At 63.4% G+C, this 21,966-nt stretch carries 19 protein-coding genes; 18 read left to right on the top strand and 1 reads right to left on the bottom strand.

What is annotated here, in order from left to right; all coding sequences use genetic code 11:
* The first annotated feature begins 7 nt into the window (after nt 1-7).
* From sufC to pbN1_RS18980, 7 genes are all read left to right on the top strand, one after another.
* Entirely contained in the window at nt 8-793 is a 786-nt protein-coding gene (sufC, locus tag pbN1_RS19010) for a Fe-S cluster assembly ATPase SufC (protein ID WP_169203360.1), read from the top strand.
* A complete protein-coding gene (sufD, locus tag pbN1_RS19005) occupies nt 790-2,148 on the top strand; it encodes a Fe-S cluster assembly protein SufD (RefSeq protein ID WP_169203361.1) in 1,359 nt (452 codons plus the stop codon). Before sufC ends, sufD begins: the two co-directional genes overlap by 4 nt.
* Nucleotides 2,124-3,410, top strand: coding sequence for a cysteine desulfurase (locus pbN1_RS19000; RefSeq protein ID WP_244857032.1), 1,287 nt, complete (start codon nt 2,124-2,126; stop codon nt 3,408-3,410). The genes sufD and pbN1_RS19000 overlap by 25 nt, the downstream gene beginning before the upstream one ends.
* Complete coding sequence (gene sufU / locus pbN1_RS18995) at nt 3,403-3,855, top strand: Fe-S cluster assembly sulfur transfer protein SufU (protein ID WP_169203362.1); 453 nt, start codon at nt 3,403-3,405, stop codon at nt 3,853-3,855. Before pbN1_RS19000 ends, sufU begins: the two co-directional genes overlap by 8 nt.
* Before the next feature lie 3 nt (nt 3,856-3,858).
* Nucleotides 3,859-4,230, top strand: coding sequence for an SUF system Fe-S cluster assembly protein (locus pbN1_RS18990; RefSeq protein ID WP_169203363.1), 372 nt, complete (start codon nt 3,859-3,861; stop codon nt 4,228-4,230).
* A 13-nt stretch (nt 4,231-4,243) separates the two neighbouring features.
* Nucleotides 4,244-4,567 carry a Rieske (2Fe-2S) protein gene (locus tag pbN1_RS18985; RefSeq protein ID WP_169203364.1) on the top strand — a complete coding sequence of 108 codons (324 nt, stop codon included), beginning with the start codon at nt 4,244-4,246 and terminating at the stop codon, nt 4,565-4,567.
* 165 nt (nt 4,568-4,732) lie between these two features.
* Nucleotides 4,733-5,860 carry an aminotransferase class V-fold PLP-dependent enzyme gene (locus pbN1_RS18980; RefSeq protein ID WP_169203365.1) on the top strand — a complete coding sequence of 376 codons (1,128 nt, stop codon included), beginning with the start codon at nt 4,733-4,735 and terminating at the stop codon, nt 5,858-5,860.
* A 136-nt stretch (nt 5,861-5,996) separates the two neighbouring features.
* On the opposite strand, the gene pbN1_RS18970 is transcribed toward pbN1_RS18980, so the two are convergent.
* Nucleotides 5,997-6,209, bottom strand: a complete 213-nt coding sequence (locus tag pbN1_RS18970; RefSeq protein ID WP_169203367.1) for a DUF3079 domain-containing protein — start codon at nt 6,207-6,209, stop codon at nt 5,997-5,999.
* 455 nt (nt 6,210-6,664) lie between these two features.
* On the opposite strand from pbN1_RS18970, the gene pbN1_RS18965 reads away from it, so the two are divergent.
* The 11 genes from pbN1_RS18965 (at nt 6,665) to pbN1_RS18915 (ending at nt 21,923) form a co-directional block, all read left to right on the top strand.
* Entirely contained in the window at nt 6,665-9,736 is a 3,072-nt protein-coding gene (locus tag pbN1_RS18965) for a BPTD_3080 family restriction endonuclease (RefSeq protein WP_169203368.1), read from the top strand.
* Between the two features lie 148 nt (nt 9,737-9,884).
* Nucleotides 9,885-10,976, top strand: a complete 1,092-nt coding sequence (locus pbN1_RS18960; RefSeq protein ID WP_169203369.1) for a Fic family protein — start codon at nt 9,885-9,887, stop codon at nt 10,974-10,976.
* Between the two features lie 17 nt (nt 10,977-10,993).
* Nucleotides 10,994-13,828 carry a DNA methyltransferase gene (locus tag pbN1_RS18955; RefSeq protein ID WP_169203370.1) on the top strand — a complete coding sequence of 945 codons (2,835 nt, stop codon included), beginning with the start codon at nt 10,994-10,996 and terminating at the stop codon, nt 13,826-13,828.
* 35 nt (nt 13,829-13,863) lie between these two features.
* Entirely contained in the window at nt 13,864-14,400 is a 537-nt protein-coding gene (locus pbN1_RS18950) for a DUF262 domain-containing protein (protein ID WP_169203371.1), read from the top strand.
* 74 nt (nt 14,401-14,474) lie between these two features.
* A complete protein-coding gene (tnpA, locus tag pbN1_RS18945; protein WP_169204298.1) occupies nt 14,475-14,780 on the top strand; it encodes an IS66 family insertion sequence element accessory protein TnpA in 306 nt (101 codons plus the stop codon).
* A complete protein-coding gene (tnpB, locus tag pbN1_RS18940) occupies nt 14,780-15,139 on the top strand; it encodes an IS66 family insertion sequence element accessory protein TnpB (protein WP_011236213.1) in 360 nt (119 codons plus the stop codon). The genes tnpA and tnpB overlap by 1 nt, the downstream gene beginning before the upstream one ends.
* 28 nt (nt 15,140-15,167) lie before the next feature.
* On the top strand, nt 15,168-16,784 hold the full coding sequence (locus pbN1_RS18935) for an IS66-like element ISAzo19 family transposase (RefSeq protein ID WP_169204297.1): 1,617 nt from the start codon (nt 15,168-15,170) through the stop codon (nt 16,782-16,784).
* A 134-nt stretch (nt 16,785-16,918) separates the two neighbouring features.
* Nucleotides 16,919-17,389: a hypothetical protein gene (locus pbN1_RS18930; protein WP_169203258.1), complete on the top strand. Its 471-nt coding sequence runs from the start codon at nt 16,919-16,921 to the stop codon at nt 17,387-17,389.
* Nucleotides 17,382-18,521: an AAA family ATPase gene (locus pbN1_RS18925; RefSeq protein ID WP_169203257.1), complete on the top strand. Its 1,140-nt coding sequence runs from the start codon at nt 17,382-17,384 to the stop codon at nt 18,519-18,521. Before pbN1_RS18930 ends, pbN1_RS18925 begins: the two co-directional genes overlap by 8 nt.
* A 166-nt stretch (nt 18,522-18,687) precedes the next feature.
* Nucleotides 18,688-19,494, top strand: a complete 807-nt coding sequence (locus tag pbN1_RS18920) for a hypothetical protein (RefSeq protein ID WP_169203256.1) — start codon at nt 18,688-18,690, stop codon at nt 19,492-19,494.
* A gap of 356 nt (nt 19,495-19,850) precedes the next feature.
* A complete protein-coding gene (locus tag pbN1_RS18915) occupies nt 19,851-21,923 on the top strand; it encodes a 3'-5' exonuclease (RefSeq protein ID WP_169203255.1) in 2,073 nt (690 codons plus the stop codon).
* The last annotated feature ends 43 nt before the right edge of the window (nt 21,924-21,966 follow it).

The raw sequence follows: 21,966 nt of genomic DNA, 5'->3' as shown, positions 1-21,966 counted from the left end.
GTGAGAAATGCTGGAGATCCGCAACCTGCACGTGACGGTGGACGAGGGGACGACAAAGCGGCCGATCCTGCGCGGCCTCGACCTCAGCGTGCAGGCGGGCGAAGTGCACGCGATCATGGGTCCGAACGGCTCGGGCAAGAGCACGCTCGCGCACGTGCTCGCCGGACGCGACGGCTACATCGTGACCGCGGGCGAGGTCCTTTACCGCGGCGCGAACCTGCTCGATCTGCCACCCGAGACGCGCGCCCGCGAAGGGATCTTCCTCGCGTTCCAGTACCCGGTCGAGATTCCCGGCGTCGCGAACATCTATCTGCTGAAGGCGGCACTCAACGCCGCGCGCAAGCACCGCGGCGAAGCGGAGCTCGATGCGATGGATTTCCTCGCGCTGGTCAAAGCGAAGCTGCGCCTGATGCAGATGGACGAGAGCCTGCTGTACCGCGCGGTGAATGAAGGTTTCTCCGGCGGCGAGAAGAAGCGCAACGAGATCCTGCAGATGGCGGTGCTCGAGCCGCGGCTGGCGATCCTCGACGAGACCGACTCCGGGCTCGACATCGACGCGCTGAAAGTCGTCGCGAACGGCGTCAATGCGATGCGCAGCCCCGAGCGCGCGATGATCCTCGTGACGCATTACCAGCGTTTGCTCGACCATATCCGGCCGGACCGCGTACACGTGCTGGCGCATGGGCGCATCGCGCTGTCCGGCGGAGCGGAGCTCGCGCTCGAACTGGAACGGCGCGGCTACGGCTGGGTCGAGGCGAAAGCGCTGGAGACGGCCGCAGGAGCCCGGCCATGACGACCGGCGCGCGCGAGCACTATCTCGGCCGGTTCGCCGCGCACCGGGCGCGGCTTCCGGGCGCGTCGCTGCCCTGGCTGCAGCGCCTGCGCGACGCGGCGATCGAGCGCTTCGCCGAACTCGGCCTGCCGACGACCCGCGAGGAAGACTGGAAATACACGAACCTGTCGGCGCTCGAGCGGCGGCTGTTCGACGTCGTGGCCGACGGCACGCGGTTTTCAGGCCTCGGCAATGGCGTCGCCGAGCGCGAACTCGCGCGTCACGCGCTCGACGGCACGCACCGCCTGGTGTTCGTCGATGGCCGCTACGCGCCGGGGCTGTCGCATGTCGCCTCGCTGCCGCGTGGTGCCGACGTCGGCAGCCTCGCGGAACTGGTCGCGACTCGCCCGGAGGTCGCGGCAGAGCTTCTCGACACCGATCCGGAGGCCGAGGCGAACGGTTTTGCGGCGCTGAATGCGGCGTTCTGGACGGACGGCGCGTATATCGACCTTGCGCCCGGCGTTGCGGTCGACGCGCCGGTCCACCTGCTGTTCGTCGCCACCCGCATGGATCTCGCGAGCTTCCCGCGTACCGTCGTGCGCGCAGGGGCGGGCGCCGAAGCAACGGTGATCGAGCATTACGCGGGCAGCGACGACGCGGTCTACCTCACCGACGCGCTCACCCGGATCGACGCCGGCGCGGGTGCGCGCGTCACGCATGCGAAAGTGCAACAGGAGAGCCGGCGGGGTTTCCATATTGCCGGCATCCACACCATCCAGGCGGCGGACAGTCGCTTCGCGTCGCATTCGTTCGCGTTCGGCGGCCAGCTCGCGCGCAACGACATCGCGACCCGGCTCGACGGCGAAGGCTGCAACGCGAAGCTCGCCGGGCTGTATGTCGGCAGCGCACGCCAGCATCACGATCACCACACCTGCATCGATCACGCCCGCCCGCGCGGCACGAGCCGCGAGCTCTACAAGGGCGTGCTCGACGACGCGTCGCGCGCGGTCTTCAACGGCCGCGTCATCGTGCGCCCCGGCGCCCAGCGCACCGACGCGCAGCAGTCGAACCACAACCTGCTGTTGTCGGATGGCGCCGAGGTCGATACCAAGCCGCAACTGGAAATCTGGGCCGACGACGTCCAATGCGCGCATGGCGCGACCGTCGGACAGCTCGACGCCGACCGGCTGCACTACCTGCGCGCACGCGGCCTCGACGCGGCGACGGCGCGCGGATTGCTGATTCACGCGTTCGCGGCCGACGTGCTTCGTGATATTACTCACGCCGGGCTGCGGGCGCGGCTGTCCACGCTCCTGCCCGGACAACTGCCTGAGGACATGGGGGAACTGGAATGCGAACTTCTGCCAACGAGTTGAACGCGCTGCGTGTCGCGGCACCCGCTGCGGGCGGGATCGCCCCGCCGCTCGACGTCGCCCGGCTGCGCGCCGACTTCCCGATCCTCGCCCGCGAGGTCAATGGCAAGCCGCTCGTCTATCTCGATAACGCGGCGACGAGCCAGAAACCGCGTTGCGTGATCGACGCACAGGCGCATTACTACGCCCAACTCAACGCGAACGTGCACCGCGGCGTGCATCGCCTGAGCCAGGAGGCGACCGACGCTTTCGAGGCCGCGCGCGACACGGTGCAGCGCTTCGTGAACGCCGCGCGGCGCGAGGAGATCGTCTTCGTGCGCGGCACGACCGAAGCGATCAACCTCGTCGCGAACAGTTTCGGCGGACGTTTCCGCCCGGGCGACGAGATCCTCATCACCGCAATGGAACACCACTCGAACATCGTGCCGTGGCAACTCGCCTGCGAGCGGAGCGGCGCGGTGCTGAAAGTCGCGCCCGTCAATGACGAGGGTGAACTGCTCGTCGCGGAGTTCGAGCATCTGCTCGGGAACCGCACGCGGATCGTCGCGCTGTCGCATGTGTCGAACGCGCTCGGCACGATCAACCCGGTGCTCGAGCTCATCGACATGGCGCACGCGCGCGGCGTGCCGGTGCTGCTCGACGGCGCGCAGGCGGTGCCGCATGTCGCGGTCGACGTGCAGGCGCTCGACTGCGACTTCTACGCGTTCTCGGCGCACAAGCTCTATGGGCCGACCGGCATCGGCGTGCTGTACGGCAAGGCTGCGCTGCTCGACGCGATGCCGCCGTGGCAGGGCGGGGGCGACATGATCCGGCAGGTGAGCTTCGCGGGCACGACGTACAACGAGCTGCCGTACAAGTTCGAAGCGGGCACGCCGGACATCGCCGGCGCGATCGCGCTCGGCGCGGCGATCCGCTACGTCGAGGAAACGGGAATCGCCGCGATCGCCGCGCACGAACACGCGCTGCTCGAGCACGCCACCCGGCAGGCGCGCGCGATGCCGGGCCTGCGCCTCGTCGGCACCGCACGCAACAAGGCCGCGATCCTGTCGTTCGTGTTCGACGACATCCATGCGCACGACGTCGGCACGATCCTCGACCACGAAGGGGTCGCCGTCCGCACCGGGCACCACTGCGCGATGCCGCTGATGGAGCGCTTCGGCCTGCCGGCGACGGTGCGCGCGTCGTTCGCGATGTACAACACGCACGACGAGGTCGATGCGCTGTTTGCCGCCTTGCGCCGCGTGCGGGAGGTGTTCGATGGGTGAGCTGCGCGACCTGTACCAGGAAGTGATCCTCGATCACGGCCGGCGGCCGCGCAATTTCGGTCCGCTGCCGGACGCTGACCGGCACGCGGAAGGCTTCAACCCGCTGTGCGGCGACAGGATCACGCTGCACCTGAAAACGCGCGACGGCGTCATCGAGGACGTGCATTTCGAAGGCGCCGGGTGTGCGATTTCGATCGCGTCGGCGTCGCTGATGAGCGAAACGCTGAAAGGCAAGACGCCAGCGCAGGCGGCGGCAATGTTCGACACCTTCCATGCGCTCGTGACCGGCCATGCCGCGGAGCAGGGCGGGCCTGCGCTGGGCAAGCTCGAAGTGCTCGGCGGCGTCGCGGAGTTCCCGATGCGGGTCAAATGCGCGACCCTTGCCTGGCACACGCTGCAGGCGGCGCTGCGCGGCGACACGCAGCCGGTGTCGACGGAGGCGTGATATATGAGCGTGTTCGACTGGCTGCACCAGGATAAAAAGCAGACGGCAGGCGAGGGCAGCGCGCCGGGCGAAGAACTGCGCACCGATGTCATCGCTGCGCTGCGCACCGTGTACGACCCGGAAATCCCGGTCAACATCTACGATCTGGGGCTGATCTACGGCCTCGATATCGACGACGCGAGCGGCAGGGTCGACATCCGCATGACGCTGACCGCGCCGGGCTGCCCGGTCGCGGCGACTTTTCCCGGCACCGTCGAGGAGGCGGTGAAGGCCGTCGAAGGGGTGCAGGAAGCGCATGTCGAACTCGTCTGGGATCCGCCGTGGTCGCGCGAATTGATGAGCGAGATCGCGCTTTTCGAACTCGGGCTACTTTGAGCGCAAACGCGACATGGCACTCTGGCTCGACGTCGCCGCGGTCGACGATTTCCCGGAAGGTTCCGCCCGGGTGGTCATGCTCGATGACGGCCGGCAGATCGCGGTGTTTAATGCCGGCGGGCAGTTCCACGCGCTCGAGGACCGCTGCAGCCACGAGGACGAGAACCTGTCGTGGGGCGTCGTCGAAGGCGATGAGGTCATCTGCCCGCGCCACGGCGCGCACTTCTCGCTGCGGACCGGCGCGGCGCTGTCGCCCCCCGCTTACGAGCCGGTCGCGACTTTCGCGGTCCGCGTCGTACGCGGCATCGTCCAGATCGACGCCGACAGCGGAACGTGAATGCCTTCGTCACCGGCGGCGAGACCCCTCGCCGCGGGACTTCGCCCGCCCGCCACGCATCGCCAACAGCCCGTGCCCCCCGTAGCCGCCGGCAGGGGATGGTCCGCGGCAGTTAGTCCGGGTATCCTCGCCCCGTCCTTTCCGTTTCTCTTGCAGGAGCTCACTGTGCCAGGCTTGTTGCGCCATCCCGACCCGGACGGGTTGCTCGAATATTCGGTGGTCTATACCGACCGCTCGCTCAATCACATGTCGCGGGCCTTCCAGGGTGTCATGAACGACATCTCGCGCATGCTCAAGGAAGTCTACAACGCGAAGTCCGCGATCGTCGTCCCCGGCAGCGGCACCTTCGGCATGGAAGCCGTCGCCCGTCAGTTCGCCACCGGCCGCAAGTGCCTCGTCATCCGCAACGGCTGGTTCAGTTATCGCTGGACGCAGATCTTCGACATGGGGAACATCCCCGCCGAATCGATCGTCCTGAAGGCGCGCCCCGTCGAGGACGGGCCGCAGGCCGCGTTCGCACCGGCTCCGGTCGAGGAAGTCGTCCGGACGATACGGGAGCAGAAGCCCGACGTCGTCTTCGCCCCGCACGTCGAGACCTCCAGCGGCATGATGCTGCCCGACGCCTACCTGCGGGCGGTCGCCGACGCGGTTCATTCGGTCGGCGGCCTGTTCGTGCTCGACTGCATCGCGTCCGGCACGATCTGGGTGGATATGCAGGCCACTGGCATCGACATCCTGATCAGCGCGCCGCAGAAAGGCTGGAGCGGTTCGCCGTGCTGCGCGCTCGTGATGCTGGGCGAAGGCGCCCGCGCGAAAATCGAGACCACCACGAGCACCAGCTTTGCGTGCGACCTGCGCAAGTGGCTGCAGATCATGGAAGCCTACGAGAACGGCGGCCACATGTATCACGCCACGATGCCGACCGACGCGCTGACGACGCTTCGCGACGTGATGAAGGAGACCCGCGACTACGGCTTCGACAAGGTGCGCCGCGAACAGCAGGAACTGGGCGACAGCGTGCGTGCGCTGCTGACCCGCAAAGGTTTCAGGAGCGTCGCCGCCGAAGGGTTCCAGGCGCCCGGCGTGGTGGTCAGCTACACCGACGACGGGGAAATGCAGTCCGGCCGGGCATTATCCGCACAGGGCCTGCAGATCGCCGCCGGGGTGCCGCTGCAGTGCGACGAACCGGCGGACTTCCGCACGTTCCGCATCGGCCTCTTCGGCCTGGACAAGCTGCACGACGTCGAGCGCACCGTCCGCTACCTCGATGAGGCGCTGAACCGCGCCGGCTGACCGGCCTCGGCCCCGACGGCACGCTGGTCATGCCGTCGTGGACCGGCAGCGACGACGAACCCTTCAATCCGAAGCGCCCCCCGGCGACGGCCGATCTGGGCATCGTGCCGGAAACCTTCTGGCGGCTACCCGGCTATCAGGACGAGCTGTCCTCCGGCTTCTTCGCTTCCTCGGCGGGCTCCAGGTCCCAGTCGCCGTAGGTGTACCAGTCGTCGCCGAGCATCTCCGCCGGGTGCATCGTCCGCCCGGAGCCGTTCCCACACGCAAGCGAATCCGTCGGGCAATACTTGTCGCACCCCCAGCAGATGCGTTCGGGATGTTTGGGATGCAGCGGGAATTTCTTGGCCATTCTCGGGGTGACAGGACGGGCAGGGCGGGATGTGGTGAGCAAGATACTCGGCCAAGCGGACAAGTACTTGAGTGACGTCAAGAAAGGCGGCACTGGCGGCCCGCCGGCGCCCCAGCCAGTCCGCCCCGCCGTGACTTTGTGCCGTTCAAACTCGATTGCGGTTATGTACTATTCATCCCGTTTCCACAAAAAAATGATGTCGGACGGGTGAGCGATTCATCCTGATGGCGTGCCGGAGTTTCGGATGAGTTCGAAGTTCGGCCCCTGCTTCTTGTGGCCGGAGGATACGAGGCGCATGAACGGGTAAGGGAATTTCGGGGGTACGCGATAAACATTGGCATAATTGCTGGCGCTGAACGAAGCGGACGCTGGTATTCCATTCCGCAACGATCGCGAGATCCCCGTAAATGTGTCTCGCGAGGTAGAAACCTGCGAACGGATGACCGCAAGCGCGCATGAATAATCCATTCTTCGAACATCCCATCCTCAACTCGCCCTACGGCTATCCGGCAAGCCACTGGGAGTTGGACGAGCAGGGGCAGCCGACCCAACGAATCGTCGAAAGCCGGCGCCGGGCCGAGTTCATCACGCCGATACCCAAGCCCCGTAAGCAAAAAGGCGGTCAGCAGGCGGCGCTGCTGTTCGACGAGGGCAAGGGGCTTTCCTCCGAAGCTCAGCAATACGACCACACTGCCACGATCAACGCAGTGCGTGCGGAAGTCGACAAGTGGCGCCAGCTACCCAATCCCAGTGATTGGCGCGTCACCCCCGAGACGGCTCGCCTCCTCCAACACTGGCGGCATCACCCCTTCAGCGGTATCCGCCCTTTTTTCTGCCAGATCGAGGCCGTCGAAACCGCCATCTGGCTGACCGAGGTCGCCCCGCAGATCGGCAAGAACGGGCAACGTTTCCTCGATCACCTCGCCAACGCCAACGCCGAAGCCAACCCCGAGCTGATGCGCCTCGCGCTCAAGCTCGCCACCGGCGCAGGGAAGACCACGGTGATGGCCATGCTTATTGCCTGGCAAACCATCAATGCCGTCCGCTATCCCAACAGCCGCCGCTTCACCCGCGGTTTCCTGCTCGTTGCCCCGGGATTGACCATCCGCGACCGCCTGCGCGTGTTGCAGCCCAACGACCCCGACAGCTACTACGCCAGTCGCGAGCTTCTGCCCAGCGACATGCTGGGCGAACTGGATCGCGCCCGGATCGTCATTACCAACTACCACGCCTTCAAGCTGCGCGAGCGCATGCCGTTGTCGAAGGGTGGCCGGCTGCTGCTGCAGGGCCGCGACGGTGCGCCCCTTGACACACTCGAAACCGAAGGGCAGATGCTCCAGCGCGTCATACCCGAACTGATGGGCATGAAGAACGTCATGGTCATCAATGACGAAGCCCACCATTGTTATCGCGAGAAGGCCGACACCCTCGGTGGCGACGACCTGAAGGGCGACGAGAAGAAGGAAGCCGAACACAATAACGAGGCCGCCCGCCTGTGGATCTCGGGCCTCGAAGCGGTCAAGCGCAAGCTCGGCATTGCCCGGGTAATGGATCTCTCCGCCACGCCGTTTTTCCTGCGCGGTTCCGGCTATGCCGAGGGCACCCTGTTCCCCTGGACCATGAGCGACTTTTCGCTGATGGACGCGATCGAGTGTGGCATCGTCAAGCTGCCGCGCGTGCCGGTCGCCGACAACATTCCCGGCGGCGAAATGCCCAAGTTTCGCAACCTGTGGGAACACATCCGCAGCCGCATGCCGAAGAAGGGCCGCGGCAAGGCCAAGACGCTCGACCCGCTCAGCCTGCCGGTGGAACTGCAGACCGCGCTCGAAGCCCTCTACGGCCACTACCAGAAGACCTACGAGCTTTGGGAGAAAGCGGGCATCCGCGTGCCGCCCTGCTTCATCGTCGTCTGCAACAACACTTCAACCTCCAAGCTGGTGTACGACTACATCTCCGGCTTCATGCGGGAGAACGATGACGGTTCGGCAACGCCGGAGAACGGCCGTCTGCCGCTGTTCCGCAACTTCGACGAGCACGGCAATCCGCTGGCCCGCCCGCGCACCCTGCTGATCGACAGCGAACAACTCGAATCCGGCGAAGCGCTGGACAAGAACTTTCGCGAGATGGCCACCGACGAGATCGAGCGCTTCCGCCGCGAGATCATCAAGCGCACCGGCGACCGTCAGCGCGCCGAGAACATCACCGACCAGGACTTGCTGCGCGAGGTCATGAACACCGTTGGCAAGGAAGGGCGACTCGGCGAATCCATCCGCTGCGTAGTGTCGGTGTCGATGCTTACCGAAGGCTGGGACGCCAACACCGTCACCCACGTGCTGGGTGTGCGCGCCTTCGGCACCCAGTTGCTGTGTGAGCAGGTCATCGGCCGCGCACTGCGCCGCCAGTCCTACGATCTCAACGAAGAGGGTTTCTTCAACACCGAGTACGCCGACGTGCTCGGCATCCCCTTCGATTTCACCGCCAAGCCGGTCGTTGCGCCACCACAGCCGCCGCGCGAAACTGTTCATGTTAAGGCGATGCGACCGGATCGCGATGCGCTCGAAATCCGCTTTCCGCGCGTCCAAGGTTATCGCGTCGAACTCCCCGAAGAACGCCTCACTGCCGTCTTCAACGATGACTCGGTGATGGTGCTCACCCCCGACCTGGTTGGCCCCACCCAGAACGAGAACCGCGGCATCATCGGCGAGAGCGTCGTGCTCTCGGTGGAACACCTCGGCGACATGCGTCATTCCACCTTGCTGATGCACCTCACCAAGCGCCTGCTCTACAACAAGTGGCGCGATCACGGCGAGGAGCCCAAGCTCCACCTCTTCGGCCAGTTGAAGCGCATCACCAAGCAATGGCTCGACGCCTGCCTGGAGTGCAAGGGCGGGACTTACCCTGCCCAGCTCATGTACCAGGAACTCGCCGACATGGCCTGCGAGCGCATCACCGCCGGTATCACCCGCGCGCTAGAAGGCGAGCGCCCGATCAAGGCCGTGCTCGACCCCTACAACCCCACCGGCTCCACCGCGCACGTCAGCTTCAATACCTCGAAGACCGAGCGCTGGCAAACCGACCCGCGCCGCAGCCACCTCAACTGGGTGATCCTCGACAGCGACTGGGAGGCCGAATTCTGTCGCGTCGCCGAGGCGCACCCGAAGGTGCTGGCCTACGTCAAGAACCACAATCTCGGCCTCGAGGTGCCCTACCGTTACGGCTCCGAAACGCGCAAGTACCTGCCGGACTTCGTCGTCCTCGTCGACGACGGTAGCGGCGAGAGCGGCCAAATGAGCGACCCGCTGCACCTCGTCGTCGAGATCAAGGGCTACCGCCGCGAGGACGCCAAGGAGAAGAAGGCCACCATGGACACCTATTGGGTGCCCGGCGTGAACAACCTTACCAAGTACGGCCGCTGGGCTTTCGCCGAGTTCACCGACGTTTGGCAGATGCAGGACGACTTCGCCAAGAAGGTGGAGGCGGAATTCGAGCGGATGATCGACGCAGTCGCCGGCGAGGCTGTCCAATGAGCGCTGCCAATAGTCGGAGCGTGTGCCGAATCTCCGGGGCCTCCTGGCGCGACGTGTATCGAGAACTGCGCCTTTCTATACAAGTCGAGAACGACGTATATAGGAATCCGGCTTTTCCTATATACGTCCAGTGTACGGGGCTGCAACGATGATCGATCTCGCACCGCTCCAGGCGCTCGTCCCGGGTCGCTTCGATACCCCCGCCATTCTCAAGAAGCTCGCCACAGCCAGCCGTCAACTGGCCGAACTGAAGGGCGTCGCAGCGACCATCCCCCACCAGGGCATCCTGATCAACACCCTCGGCATCCAGGAAGCCAAGGATAGCTCCGCGATCGAAAACATCGTCACCACGCATGACGAGTTGTTCAAGGACGAGGCCGCTGCAGACGATGGCGCATCGCCGGCAACCAAGGAAGTCCTGCGTTACCGCCAGGCACTGTGGCAGGGCTACCAGCTGGTGCGTGAGACCGGCCTGCTGACCAACAACCACATCCTGCAGGTTCAGGCCGAGCTCGAGTGCAACCATGCCGGGTTCCGCAAGCTGCCCGGAACCGCGCTCAAGAACGGCATGGGTGAGGTTGTCTATACCCCGCCGCAGCACCCCGAGCACATTACCGGCTTGATGGACGACCTCGAGCGCTTCATCAACGACGAGGCTGCGTTCGATGCCGACCCCCTGATCAAGATGGCGCTGATCCACCATCAGTTCGAAAGCATCCACCCCTTCTACGACGGCAACGGCCGCACCGGGCGGATCGTCAACGTCCTGTATCTCGTCAAGCAGGGGCTGCTCGACATTCCGGTGCTCTACCTGAGTCGCTACATCGTCCGCACCAAGCCGGACTACTACCGGCTGCTGCAGGAGGTGCGGGATCGCGACAGCTGGGAGGAGTGGGTCATGTACATGCTCACCGCGGTTGAGGAAACCGCGGCCGAGACCATCGCCACCATCCACGCGATCCGGACGACGCTGCTCGACGTCAAGCACCGCATCCGCTCGAACTACCGCTTCTATAGCCAGGATCTCATCAACAATCTGTTCACCCACCCGTACACCAAGATCGAGTTCCTGCAGAACGATCTCAAGGTGTCGCGGCTGACCGCCACCAAGTATCTCGACACGCTGGCGGCGGACGGGCTACTCGAAAAGCGCAGGATCGGGCGCACCAACTACTACATCAACACCCCGCTCTACGCGATCCTGACGGCACCCGTCATGCAACGCGACAGCACGACCTGAGTACCGGAATCCAATCCATGGCGAAGCAGAACAACAAGTCGGCGCCGCTGACCGTCGACACCCTCACCCACGACGACGCGACCCGCCGCAACATCCCCACCGCCGAATACCAGTCGGTGATGCAGAAGGACGAGCGCTCGGCGGTGCGCGTCGCCTACGAGCGCCGCAACCGCGATCTTGACCCGCAACTTGTCTGGCGCGGCAAGGACCAGCAGGACTGGTCCGACCTCGTCGTCAACGCTCCGCCGCTCTACATCCAGGAAAAGGTCCACCCCAAGGCGCTGATCGACGACCTGCGCCGACAGAGCGAGAGGCGGTCGGAATACGCCGACGCCCAGCCCGACCTCTTTGCGGATTTCAACGGCCTGCCGGACGACAACGCCAAGACCGAGTTCTACCGCCACGACGGCCACTGGTCCAACCGCATGATCCTCGGCGACAGTCTGCAGGTCATGGCCAGCCTCGCCGAGCGCGAAGGCCTGCGCGGCAAGGTGCAATGCATCTACTTCGATCCGCCCTACGGCATCAAATTCAACAGCAACTTCCAGTGGAGCACCACCAGCCGCGACGTCAAGGACGGCAATGCCGAGCACATCACCCGCGAGCCGGAGCAGGTCAAGGCGTTTCGCGATACCTGGCGCGACGGGATTCACTCATATCTCACCTATCTGCGCGACCGGCTGACGGTGGCGCGGGATTTGTTGACGGAGTCGGGGTCGATCTTCGTGCAGATTGGGGACGAGAACGTGCACCGGGTGCGGGCGGTGATGGATGAGGTGTTTGGCGATGAGAATCTCGTCGCTGTTATTTCATTTAAGAAATCTGGCGCTTTCGACACAAACTATCTGCAATCCAATTTTGACCACATAGTCTGGTTTGCGAAGAAACAGTCTGAGCTGAAGTTTCGTTCGGTTCCTGAGGTTAAGGACCTCTCGGACGAGGACTTGGCGTTCTTCGATACAGTGGAAGTGAGGCCGTTCGATCGGCGGCCGAAGAGCGAGTTTGGCGCTGCGACTGCAAGAGAGTTGTGGAAGCAAGGCGAGTTGCTCGCTCGAAATCCATTGAATTCGGATGGTTGGATTGAATCGCTGGGATATGAATTTCAGTTCGAAGGGGCTCGGTACTCAGTGCCAAAGAACCGGCACTGGACGACGACCGAAGCGAATATGTGTCGACTTTCGAAGGCTGCGCGCCTCATTCGGAAAGGAAACACACTGCGATTTGTTCGTTATTGGAAGGACTATGCAACGCAGAAAAGAAACAACGTTTGGCTAGACACCGCCGGAGGTGGATTCGTTGGTGACGCTCGTTTGTATGTAGTTCAGACTGACACAAAGGTCATTCAGCGCTGCCTCCTCATGGCTACCGACCCTGGCGACCTCGTACTCGATCCAACCTGCGGCTCCGGCACCACGGCTTACGTCGCCGAGCAATGGGGCCGCCGCTGGATCACCATCGACACCTCCCGCGTCGCCCTGGCGCTGGCCCGCGCCCGCATCATGGGCGCCCGCTACCCCTACTACCTCCTCGCGGACAGCCGCGAAGGTCAGCTGAAGGAAGCCGAGCTCGCCCGCAGCGCCCCGTCGAGCCAGCCCACCCGTGGCAGCATCGCCCACGGCTTCGTCTACGAGCGCGTCCCCCACATCACGCTGAAGTCCATCGCCAACAACGCCGAGATCGACGTCATCTGGGAGCAATACCAGCAGACCCTCGAACCGCTGCGCCAACAGCTCAACCAAGTGCTCGGCAAAACCTGGGAAGAATGGGAAATCACGCTCGAGGCCGACGCCGAATGGCCGGATACGGCCAAGCAGGCGCACGCCGACTGGTGGCAGGCCCGCGTCGCCCGCCAGAAGGAGATCGACGCCTCCATCGCCGCCAAGGCCGACACCGAATACCTCTACGACAAGCCCTACGAGGACAGGAAGAAGGTCCGCGTCGCCGGCCCCTTCACCGTCGAGAGCCTGTCGCCCCACCGCATGCTCGGCGTCGACGAGAACGGCGACATCATCGACGACCACAACCGCACCGCCGAACCCGGAGCGGATTATGGCGACGGAGGCGAGGAACGCGACTTCACCCGCATGATCCTCGAAAACCTCAAGACCGCCGGCGTACAACAGGCGCACAAGGAAGATCGCATCGCCTTCACCTCGCTCGTGCCCTGGCCCGGCGAGCTGATCTGCGCCGAAGGCCGCTACATCGAAGGCGACCCCGAATCAGGCAAGGAACGCCGCGCTGCCATCTTCATTGGCCCCGAATTCGGCACCGTCTCCCGCCCCGACCTCGTCGAAGCCGCCCGCGAAGCCGGCGACGCCGACTTCGACGTGCTCATCGCCTGCGCCTTCAACTACGACGCCCACTCCAGCGAGTTCGAGAAGCTCGGCCGCATCCCGGTCCTCAAAGCCCGCATGAATGCCGACCTCCACATGGCCGACGACCTCAAGAACACCGGCAAGGGCAACCTCTTCGTCATCTTTGGCGAGCCCGATATCGACATCCTCGAATCCGGAGACGGCAAGCTCCAGGTCAAGGTCAACGGCGTCGACGTCTTCCACCCCAACACCGGCGAAGTCCGCAGCGACGGCCCCGCAGGCATTGCCTGCTGGTTCATCGACACCGACTACAACATGGAATCCTTCTTCGTCCGCCACGCCTACTTCCTCGGCGCCAACGACCCGTACAAGGCGCTGAAGACGACGCTGAAGGCGGAGATCGATGCGGAGGCGTGGGCGACGTTGAACAGCGATACCTCACGGCCGTTCGAGAAGCCGAAGTCGGGAAGGATTGCGGTGAAGGTGATTAATCACCTGGGGGATGAGGTGATGAAGGTCTTTCGGGTAACTGCGTAGAATGTCGACCGGCACAATGATCGTTTGAGAGTCCAATGAATACTCAGAATACTAATCCGACCGACGAAGAGATTGAGGGCATTGGCGGTGATGAGGACGCGTCTTGGGGTGATTACCCGATAGACACCGTTCTAATTCGCAACGAGAATCGCACGGTCCACGACGTTCTTCGCCGGATTGAGAAGGGGTCGTTTGTTATGGACCCCGAGTTCCAGCGCGACTTCATCTGGCCAGAGGATAAGCAGAGTAAGCTCATAGAGTCAGTACTCATGAGGATTCCGCTGCCCGTTTTCTACTTGGCCGAGGATGCACAGGGGAGAATGGTTGTCGTCGACGGACTGCAACGACTGTCAACTTTTCAGCGATTTGTGAATAACAATCTACGGTTGAGACTTCCCGATCAGGCTGAGCTTCATCTAAAGCACTTCCGAGATCTCTCCCCGAAGCTGCAGAACCGCATCGAAGACTGCAATCTAGTGCTGTATGTGATTGACGCTAAGGTGCCGGAACGTGCGAGGCTGGATATCTTCGAACGTGTGAACAGCGGCGTGCCGCTTACCCGTAAGCGGTAACTGACCGGCGTTATTCCAGGGCACGTGATCGACGTGGACAATTGCCTCCAGGTTCAACAATGGAGGGATCGTTCATGGCAGGGGTGCTCAAGCGCAAATGGCGCCGGCGCAGCCGAGAGGAGTGGCAGGAGGTGTTCGCCCGCCACGGTTCGAGCGGGCTGAGCGTGGCGGCATTCTGCGCGCGCGAGTCGATCAGCGTCTCGAGCTTTCAGCGCTGGCGTGCGATCGTCGGGCCGGTGTGCGGCAAGGCCGTCGCGGTGGGGCCGGCTCGGCAAGAGGCGTTCGTCGATCTGGGAGTGCTGGGTTCGGGCGGCGCTTCGCGCTGGGAGTTGAAGCTTGACCTGGGTGACGGCGTGGTGCTGCACCTGGTGCGCGGCTGATGTTCTTTCCCGAAGGCGCGGTGCGGGTGCATCTGTACGGGCGCCCGGTCGACATGCGCAAATCCTTCGACGGCTTGTATGCGCTGGCGCGCCACGGCGTGGGACAGGATCCGTTGTCGGGGCATCTGTTCGTGTTCATCAACCGGCGCGCGACCCAGATGAAGGTGTTGTACTGGGACCGCAGCGGGTTTTGCATCTGGGCCAAGCGGCTCGAGTCGGGTCGCTTCGTGTCGGACTGGTCGCGGGCGACGAGCCGCGAGATGGACTGGACGGGGCTGAAGCTGTTGCTCGAAGGCATCGAGCCGGCACGCTTCAAAAAGCGCTTCGCGCTGCCCGCAAGTCACCGCAAACCCGCATGAATGCTGGCTTTTTTGGTAAAATGACGCCATGCCTCCGACGCCTTTGACGCAGCTGCCGACCCGTGAAGAAGCCGCCCGGTGGACGGCCGATCAGGTCGTCGAACTGGCGGGCGCGCATCTGGCGCAGCAGCGCCAGTTCGAGGTCATCAAAGGCGAATGCGAGGCGATGCGCCACCAGCTCGACTGGTTCCGGCGCCAGCTCTTCGGGGCGAAGAGCGAGAAGCGCCTCGTGGACGCCAACCCGCATCAGATGAGCCTGGGCGAGTTGCCGGTGCCCGAATCCTCGCCGCCGCCCCCCGGTCAGGACATTGCCGCCCACACCCGCCGGGCCCGCACCAGCGACTGCGCCAAGGGCGACGCATCGGCGCTGTTCTTCGACGAGGCCCGCGTGCCGGTCGAGACCATCGAGGTGCCCAACCCCGAGGCCGAGGGGCTCGCCCCCGACCAGTTCGAGGTGATCGGCGAAAAGGTCAGTCACCGCCTGGCGCAGCGCCCGGGCAGCTACGTGATCCTCAAGTACGTGCGCCCGGTGATCAAGCGCCTCGACACCCAGGCGATTTCCTGCCCGGCGGCACCCGGGGGGGTGATTCGCGGCAGCCGCGCCGATGTGAGCTTCGTCGCCGGGCTCATCACGGACAAGTTCTGCTACCACCAGCCGCTCTACCGCCAGCACCAGCGGCTCGGCGACAATGGCATCAGGGTGTCGCGCCCGTGGCTCACGCAGCTCACCCACGGGGCGCTCGCGCTGCTCGAACCGATCTTTACGGCCCAACTCGACTCGATCCGCGCGAGCCGCATCAAGGCGATGGACGAGACCCCGATCAAGGCCGGCCGTGCGGGCCCCGGCAAGATGAAGGGCGGCTACTTCTGGCCGGTCTATGGCGAACGTGACGAGATCTGTTTCGTCTATCGCGAGAGCCGCAAGGCGCAGCACATCGAGCAGATCCTGGGCACCGACCCGCCGCCCGAGGGGGCGGTGCTGCTCACCGATGGCTATGGCGCCTACGAACGCTATGCCGAGAAGTGCGGGCTCACGCACGCGCAATGCTGGGCGCACTCGAGGAGGAAGTTCTTCGACGCCCAGTCGGTCGAGCCCGAGCGCGCGGGCCGGGCGCTGGAGATGATCGGCAAGCTCTATGCGGTCGAAAAACGCATCCGCGAGGCCACGCTCGTCGGCGAGGCGTGCCGGGCGTACCGGATCGAGCATGCACAGCCCGTGGTCCACGAGTTCTTCGCCTGGGTCGATGCCCAGTTCGACACCCACGGCTTGCTGCCCAGCTCGCCGCTCACCACCGCCATGGCTTATGTGCGGGAGCGCCGGGCCGCCCTCGAGGTGTACCTGCGCGATCCTGAAGTGGCGATCGACACAAACCATCTCGAGCGGGCGTTGCGCGTGGTGCCGATGGGTCGTCGCAACTGGCTCTTTTGCTGGACCGAGGTCGGTGCCAAATACGTCGGTATCGCGCAGAGCCTGATCGCCACCTGCCGGCTGCACGACATCGATCCGTACGACTATCTGGTCGATGTGCTGCAGCGTGTCGGCCAACACCCCGCTGCCGACGTCGCGCAACTCACCCCCCGTCTGTGGAAGCAGCACTTCGCGGCCCACCCGCTGCGATCCGATCTCTTCGAAATCTCGAAGTAGGCAAGGACGCTCGTCAGTTACCGCTTACGCTTACCCGGCAACAGATGAGAAACTCCCTCTATACAGGCCCGGCAACCCGTTTCCTTAAGGAGGAGTCGTCCACAGAGATTTTCCTTAAGTCGACAGGGAATAGCTTGAGCGCCGCGACCATGAGAGATCGCGAGTTCGTCAATCGTTTCTGCGCTTTCCAGCTTCAGCCGCTGGACGAGTACAGAGGGGATATGGATGAGTTTCTCGCGCGCGCATTGAAGAAGATGAATGGCCTTACACCAGGAGAAATCGATAAATTATCCGCTCATTTTCGAAGCGGCCTTATCAACAACTACAAAGTGTTTGACCGGCATGCCTTCAGGAAGCATCTCCCCGGTCAGGAAAGTCGTAGTGTGCTAAATGCATCGCTTTGGGACGTAATGACGACTGGGCTTGCGCGTTACCCTGAACACGTAGTTGAGGCTCGCGCAGACGAGCTCAGGAACGAGTTTTATCCATTGATGAAAGACGACGAGTTCGTTCGATCGGTCACATACGGGCCTAACGACGTTAAGAAAGTGAAACATCGGTTCAACGTAACGGGCGCAGTATTTCGGAAGGTGTTCGATGCTTAATCGACTTGATCTCCAGCACTTCAAGTGCTTTGAGCTACTGAAGCTCCCGCTTGCCGATTTGACGCTACTTTCCGGCTCCAACGCGTCCGGTAAGTCATCGGTCCTTCAGGCGCTCGTATTGTTGCACCAGACAATGCGCGAACACGAATGGTCGAGACGCCTTATGTTGAACGGCGGTGCGATCTCTTTGGGAACGGTGTCCGATGTGGTCGATAAGGTGCACGGACGACACAGTTTCGAGATCGGAGTAGTGGACGACAGCTTGAACTGTCGTTGGACGTTCTCCGGTGAGCGACCCGAGATGTCCCTAGCGGTTGATCGAATCGTTGTCGGTGACTCGGTACATGACCGACCAGGCAAGTTGCGCTACTTGCTTCCATACGAAGAAGGCAACGGAACGCTTGAGTTGGCTAATCGGTTGCGAGATCTCACATACATAACGGCGGAAAGAGTGGGGCCGCGAGAGGTATATGCACTTGAGGATCGGCAGGTTGCTACCGTAGTTGGGCCTGCGGGGGAGCATGCCGTAAGCGTTTTGCATTGGAGGCGTGACGAGCACGTGCTCCAACAGCTCGCAATCGACGATGTCGCGGCAACGTTGTTGCGGCAAGTCGAGGCACGTATGGGTACGTTTTTCCCAGGTTGTGCCCTAGTTGTGCAGCAGGTGCCGCAGGCCAACGCAGTAACCCTCGGTCTGCGCACATCAGATGACACGGATTTCCATCGCCCTATTCATGTCGGGTTCGGACTTACCCAGGTTTTCCCAATTGTCGTAGCGGCTCTCTCTGCAAAGGTGGGAGACATACTCTTGATCGAGAACCCAGAGGTGCATCTCCATCCTGCTGGACAGGCTTTAATGGGCCAATTCTTGGCAGATGTCTCTTGCGCAGGTGTCCAAGTCATCGTCGAAACGCATAGTGACCACATCCTCAATGGCGTACGGAGATCCGTTAAGGCACAGCGGTTGAAGCCGGAGCAGGTCGCAATTCACTTCTTTCGTTCGCGTACCTCCGAAGGAGCCCAGATCGTGAGTCCTCAGTTGGACAAAACCGGCAATATTGATGTCTGGCCAGATGGATTTTTCGACCAGTTCGACAAGGACATGAACCACTTTGCTGGCTGGGGGAGATGACGTGGGACTCCTGGTCAACGACTTATCCGTCCATGGGCAGTTCGCAGACCTCGGTTCATTCGCAGAGGCAATCGAGCGATTGATGGTTATCCGACAGATTTCACTCCGCTTCGGTCGAACGCTGCATTGTCACAGGAGCCTTGCGCACGCTCGCGTGACAGCCACAATGACGATGCCCCAAGCTATTCAGGCTCTGGCATTCGAAAAGCGGCGTGCATTTATGCTCTGGCTTACGCAACACGGGCCGTTCTGGGAGGACTCGCGTAAGCATGGACCGGACGACTGGATTGAGTGCAATGGCAGCATCGTAACGGACAGTGCAGTCGGCGAGGCAGCTTGGTGTTGTTTGAACGGTATTAAACAGAGTCTCGTGAGTTTGACGCCATCTAGCTGGGAGTTTTCGCCCGTGCCCGTCGATTGGGTATCGAACACCGGTGACAAGAAGAGCACGGGGGTTGTGAACCACTGGACGCCCGCCGCCATCGAGGCAGCTCTTCAGGCCGAACCTGCGCCACTGATCTCATGGAGCCAGTTGGACGCGTTGGCTATTGCCCGGTGCACCCGGCTCACGTTCGCTGCGGATGCCTTTGCTCCGTTAAACGGACTTCCCTTCGTTTCAGGCGCCGCACAACGCCTGCTATTCGTTCTCGAAACGTTGAATCGATTCAAGTCCTGCTTCGATGTGGCGGGACAGCGCACTCCAGAGGGGCACGAGATCTATCACGATTTCTTCACCGGAAAGAAAGAGGAGGGGGGGCGCGGTGCACTTTTCTCCGATTCGTCTGACGAGGAGAAGAGTAAGTTCAGATCTGAGATGACGTTTCAACACCCTGCAGACAATACAATGAGTTTGTTCTGTTCGTGGCATGGCAAAGTCCAGACGCCGCAATTGCGTGTCCACTTCTCCTGGCCGATTCGGGCGGACGAGCCCGTCTATGTTGTGTACGTCGGCCCGAAGATCACTAAGCAATAGCTGGCCATATATCAACTACGTGCTGTCGATTATGAAGACCGCGTATCGCGAGTTTTCGGAACGCGTCGGCGAGGTGAAAGCGCCGCGCGGTGCCAAGCGGGATCAGGTGGTGGCCGCGATCGCGCGGCGGCGGATTCACGATTAGCGAACTCGAACACACCTGCCCGGGCGTGAGCCGCGACATGGTGCGGCGTGTTCTGCGCGAGCAGCTGGCGGCCGGCGTGGTCGAGTGTCGGGGACGGGGGCCGGGGGCTGCATGGATGAAGAAGGGGTAATTACCCCCAATAACGGGTAATAGAGAGGGTAATAGCCATCGGGGTCATCTTCGAGTTCGGCCAGCACAGGAACCGCAGGACATGGAATTTCGCATCGCCGACACCTTCACCGACAGCCTCGCCCGGCTCACCGGCGAGGAGCAGAAGACGGTCAAGACGACGGCCTTCGACCTGCAGCTAAATCCGGCAAGCCCGGGCATGAGCTTCCACAAGCTCGACCAGGCGCGCGACAAGCACTTCTGGTCGCTGCGGGTGAGCAGCGATCTGCGGATCATCGTGCACAAGACCGCGAGCAGCCTGCTGCTGTGCTATGTCGATCACCACGATAAGGCCTACAGTTGGGCCGAGCGGCGCAAGCTGGAGGCGCATCCGACAACCGGCGCGGCGCAGTTGGTCGAAATCCGCGAGACGGTGCAGGAAATCACCGTTCCGAAATACGTCGAGGCGGCAGCGCTGGTCAGCACGAAGCAGGCCTTGTTCTGCGGGGTCGCCGATAGTGCGCTGCTGTCGTATGGCGTGCCAGCCGAGTGGCTGGACGACGTGCGCCGGGCCGACGAGGACAGCCTGCTGGAACTCGTAGATCACTTGCCGAGCGAGGCGGCGGAGGCCTTGCTGGAACTGGCCACCGGCGGCACGCCTCAGCCTGCGGCCCCGGTGGCGGCAGGCGCGGACCCCTTCAGCCATCCGGACGCGCTGCGCCGCTTCCGGGTGATGAACGACGTCGAGGAACTGGAGCGGGCGCTCGCCTACCCGTGGGACAAGTGGATGCTCTTTCTGCATCCGGCGCAGCGCCAGTGGGTGGAGCGCGACTATGCCGGTCCTGCGCGGATCGCCGGTTCGGCGGGAACGGGCAAGACCATCGTGGCTCTGCATCGGGCGGTGTTCCTGGCCCGGTCCAACCCGGAGGCGCGGGTGCTGCTGACGACCTTTTCCGACACGCTCGGGAACGCCCTGCGCACCAGGCTGAGGCGAATGATCAGCAACGAGCCACGCCTGGCGGAGCGGCTGGAAGTGCATGCGCTGAACGCGGTTGGCGAGCGGCTGTTCGAACGCCATTTCGGACGCCCGAACATCGTGAGCCGCGACTGGATCCGCGAGCGGCTTGTCGCGACGGCAAAGAGTGGCGGCGCGGACCGCTTCAGCGCGCGCTTCCTGCTGTCGGAATGGGAAGAAATCGTCGATGCGTGGCAACTAGACGGTTGGGAGGCGTATCGCGATATCAAGCGCCTGGGCCGCAAGACGCGCTTGCCCGAGGCCCAGCGCACTGCGCTGTGGGCGGTTTTCGATGCGCTGCGAGGGCAACTGCAGGATGAGGGGCTGGTGACCCATGCGGGCATCTTCAGCCGGCTCGCCGAGCACACCGCCGCGCGCAAGCACCCGCCCTACGATTTCGTGGTGGTCGACGAAGCGCAGGACGTGAGCGTCGCCCAGTTGCGCTTTCTCGCGGCGGTGGGGGCGGCGCGGCCCAATGGCCTGTTCTTCGCCGGGGACCTGGGCCAGCGGATCTTTCAGCAGCCATTCTCGTGGAAGGCTCTCGGCGTGGACGTGCGGGGCCGATCGCGAACGCTGCACATCAACTACCGTACCTCGCACCAGATCCGCAGCCAGGCCGATCGCCTCTTGGGGCCCGAACTGGCCGATGTGGACGGCAACACCGAAAACCGGCGCGGGACGGTGTCGGTATTCAACGGTCCTGCGCCTGTGTGTGAACGTTACGCGAGCGCGTATGACGAAAGCTGCGCGGTTGCCGCCTGGCTAGCTGCGCGGACCGCTGAAGGGGTAATGCCGCACGAGATGGGCATGTTCGTGCGTTCCGAATCGGAACTCGCGCGGGCCTGCGCGGCGGTGGAACGGGTAGGGCTACCTGCGAGGGTGCTCGACGAACACGTAGAAACGACGAGCGGGCAGGTGTCGATCAGCACCATGCATCTGGCCAAAGGGTTGGAGTTCCGTGCCGTGGTGGTGATGGCCTGCGACGACGAAGTAATCCCGTCGCAGGCGCGGATCGAGACCGTTGCCGATGATGCCGATCTGGAGGACGTCTACAACACCGAGCGGCACTTGCTCTACGTCGCCTGCACCCGGGCGCGCGACCATTTGCTGGTGACCAGTGTGGAACCTGCGTCCGAATTCCTTGACGACTTGCGGATGTAGTTCGCGAGCGGTGAACGGGCATTCAGGAAGGCGGGTTGAGTGG

The organism is Aromatoleum bremense, assembly GCF_017894365.1.
GTDB classification, from domain to species: domain Bacteria; phylum Pseudomonadota; class Gammaproteobacteria; order Burkholderiales; family Rhodocyclaceae; genus Aromatoleum; species Aromatoleum bremense.
Note: the sequence above shows the minus strand (reverse complement) of the source record. Positions and strands in the feature narration are given on the sequence as shown.

Coding starts and splice junctions, on each gene's coding strand:
- sufC (WP_169203360.1), top strand. CDS start 8: ATGCTGGAGATCCGCAACCTGCACGTGACGGTGGACGAGGGGACGACA.
- sufD (WP_169203361.1), top strand. CDS start 790: ATGACGACCGGCGCGCGCGAGCACTATCTCGGCCGGTTCGCCGCGCAC.
- pbN1_RS19000 (WP_244857032.1), top strand. CDS start 2,124: ATGCGAACTTCTGCCAACGAGTTGAACGCGCTGCGTGTCGCGGCACCC.
- sufU (WP_169203362.1), top strand. CDS start 3,403: ATGGGTGAGCTGCGCGACCTGTACCAGGAAGTGATCCTCGATCACGGC.
- pbN1_RS18990 (WP_169203363.1), top strand. CDS start 3,859: ATGAGCGTGTTCGACTGGCTGCACCAGGATAAAAAGCAGACGGCAGGC.
- pbN1_RS18985 (WP_169203364.1), top strand. CDS start 4,244: ATGGCACTCTGGCTCGACGTCGCCGCGGTCGACGATTTCCCGGAAGGT.
- pbN1_RS18970 (WP_169203367.1), bottom strand. CDS start 6,209: ATGGCCAAGAAATTCCCGCTGCATCCCAAACATCCCGAACGCATCTGC.
- pbN1_RS18965 (WP_169203368.1), top strand. CDS start 6,665: ATGAATAATCCATTCTTCGAACATCCCATCCTCAACTCGCCCTACGGC.
- pbN1_RS18960 (WP_169203369.1), top strand. CDS start 9,885: ATGATCGATCTCGCACCGCTCCAGGCGCTCGTCCCGGGTCGCTTCGAT.
- pbN1_RS18955 (WP_169203370.1), top strand. CDS start 10,994: ATGGCGAAGCAGAACAACAAGTCGGCGCCGCTGACCGTCGACACCCTC.
- pbN1_RS18950 (WP_169203371.1), top strand. CDS start 13,864: ATGAATACTCAGAATACTAATCCGACCGACGAAGAGATTGAGGGCATT.
- tnpA (WP_169204298.1), top strand. CDS start 14,475: ATGGCAGGGGTGCTCAAGCGCAAATGGCGCCGGCGCAGCCGAGAGGAG.
- tnpB (WP_011236213.1), top strand. CDS start 14,780: ATGTTCTTTCCCGAAGGCGCGGTGCGGGTGCATCTGTACGGGCGCCCG.
- pbN1_RS18935 (WP_169204297.1), top strand. CDS start 15,168: ATGCCTCCGACGCCTTTGACGCAGCTGCCGACCCGTGAAGAAGCCGCC.
- pbN1_RS18925 (WP_169203257.1), top strand. CDS start 17,382: ATGCTTAATCGACTTGATCTCCAGCACTTCAAGTGCTTTGAGCTACTG.
- pbN1_RS18920 (WP_169203256.1), top strand. CDS start 18,688: ATGACGATGCCCCAAGCTATTCAGGCTCTGGCATTCGAAAAGCGGCGT.
- pbN1_RS18915 (WP_169203255.1), top strand. CDS start 19,851: ATGGAATTTCGCATCGCCGACACCTTCACCGACAGCCTCGCCCGGCTC.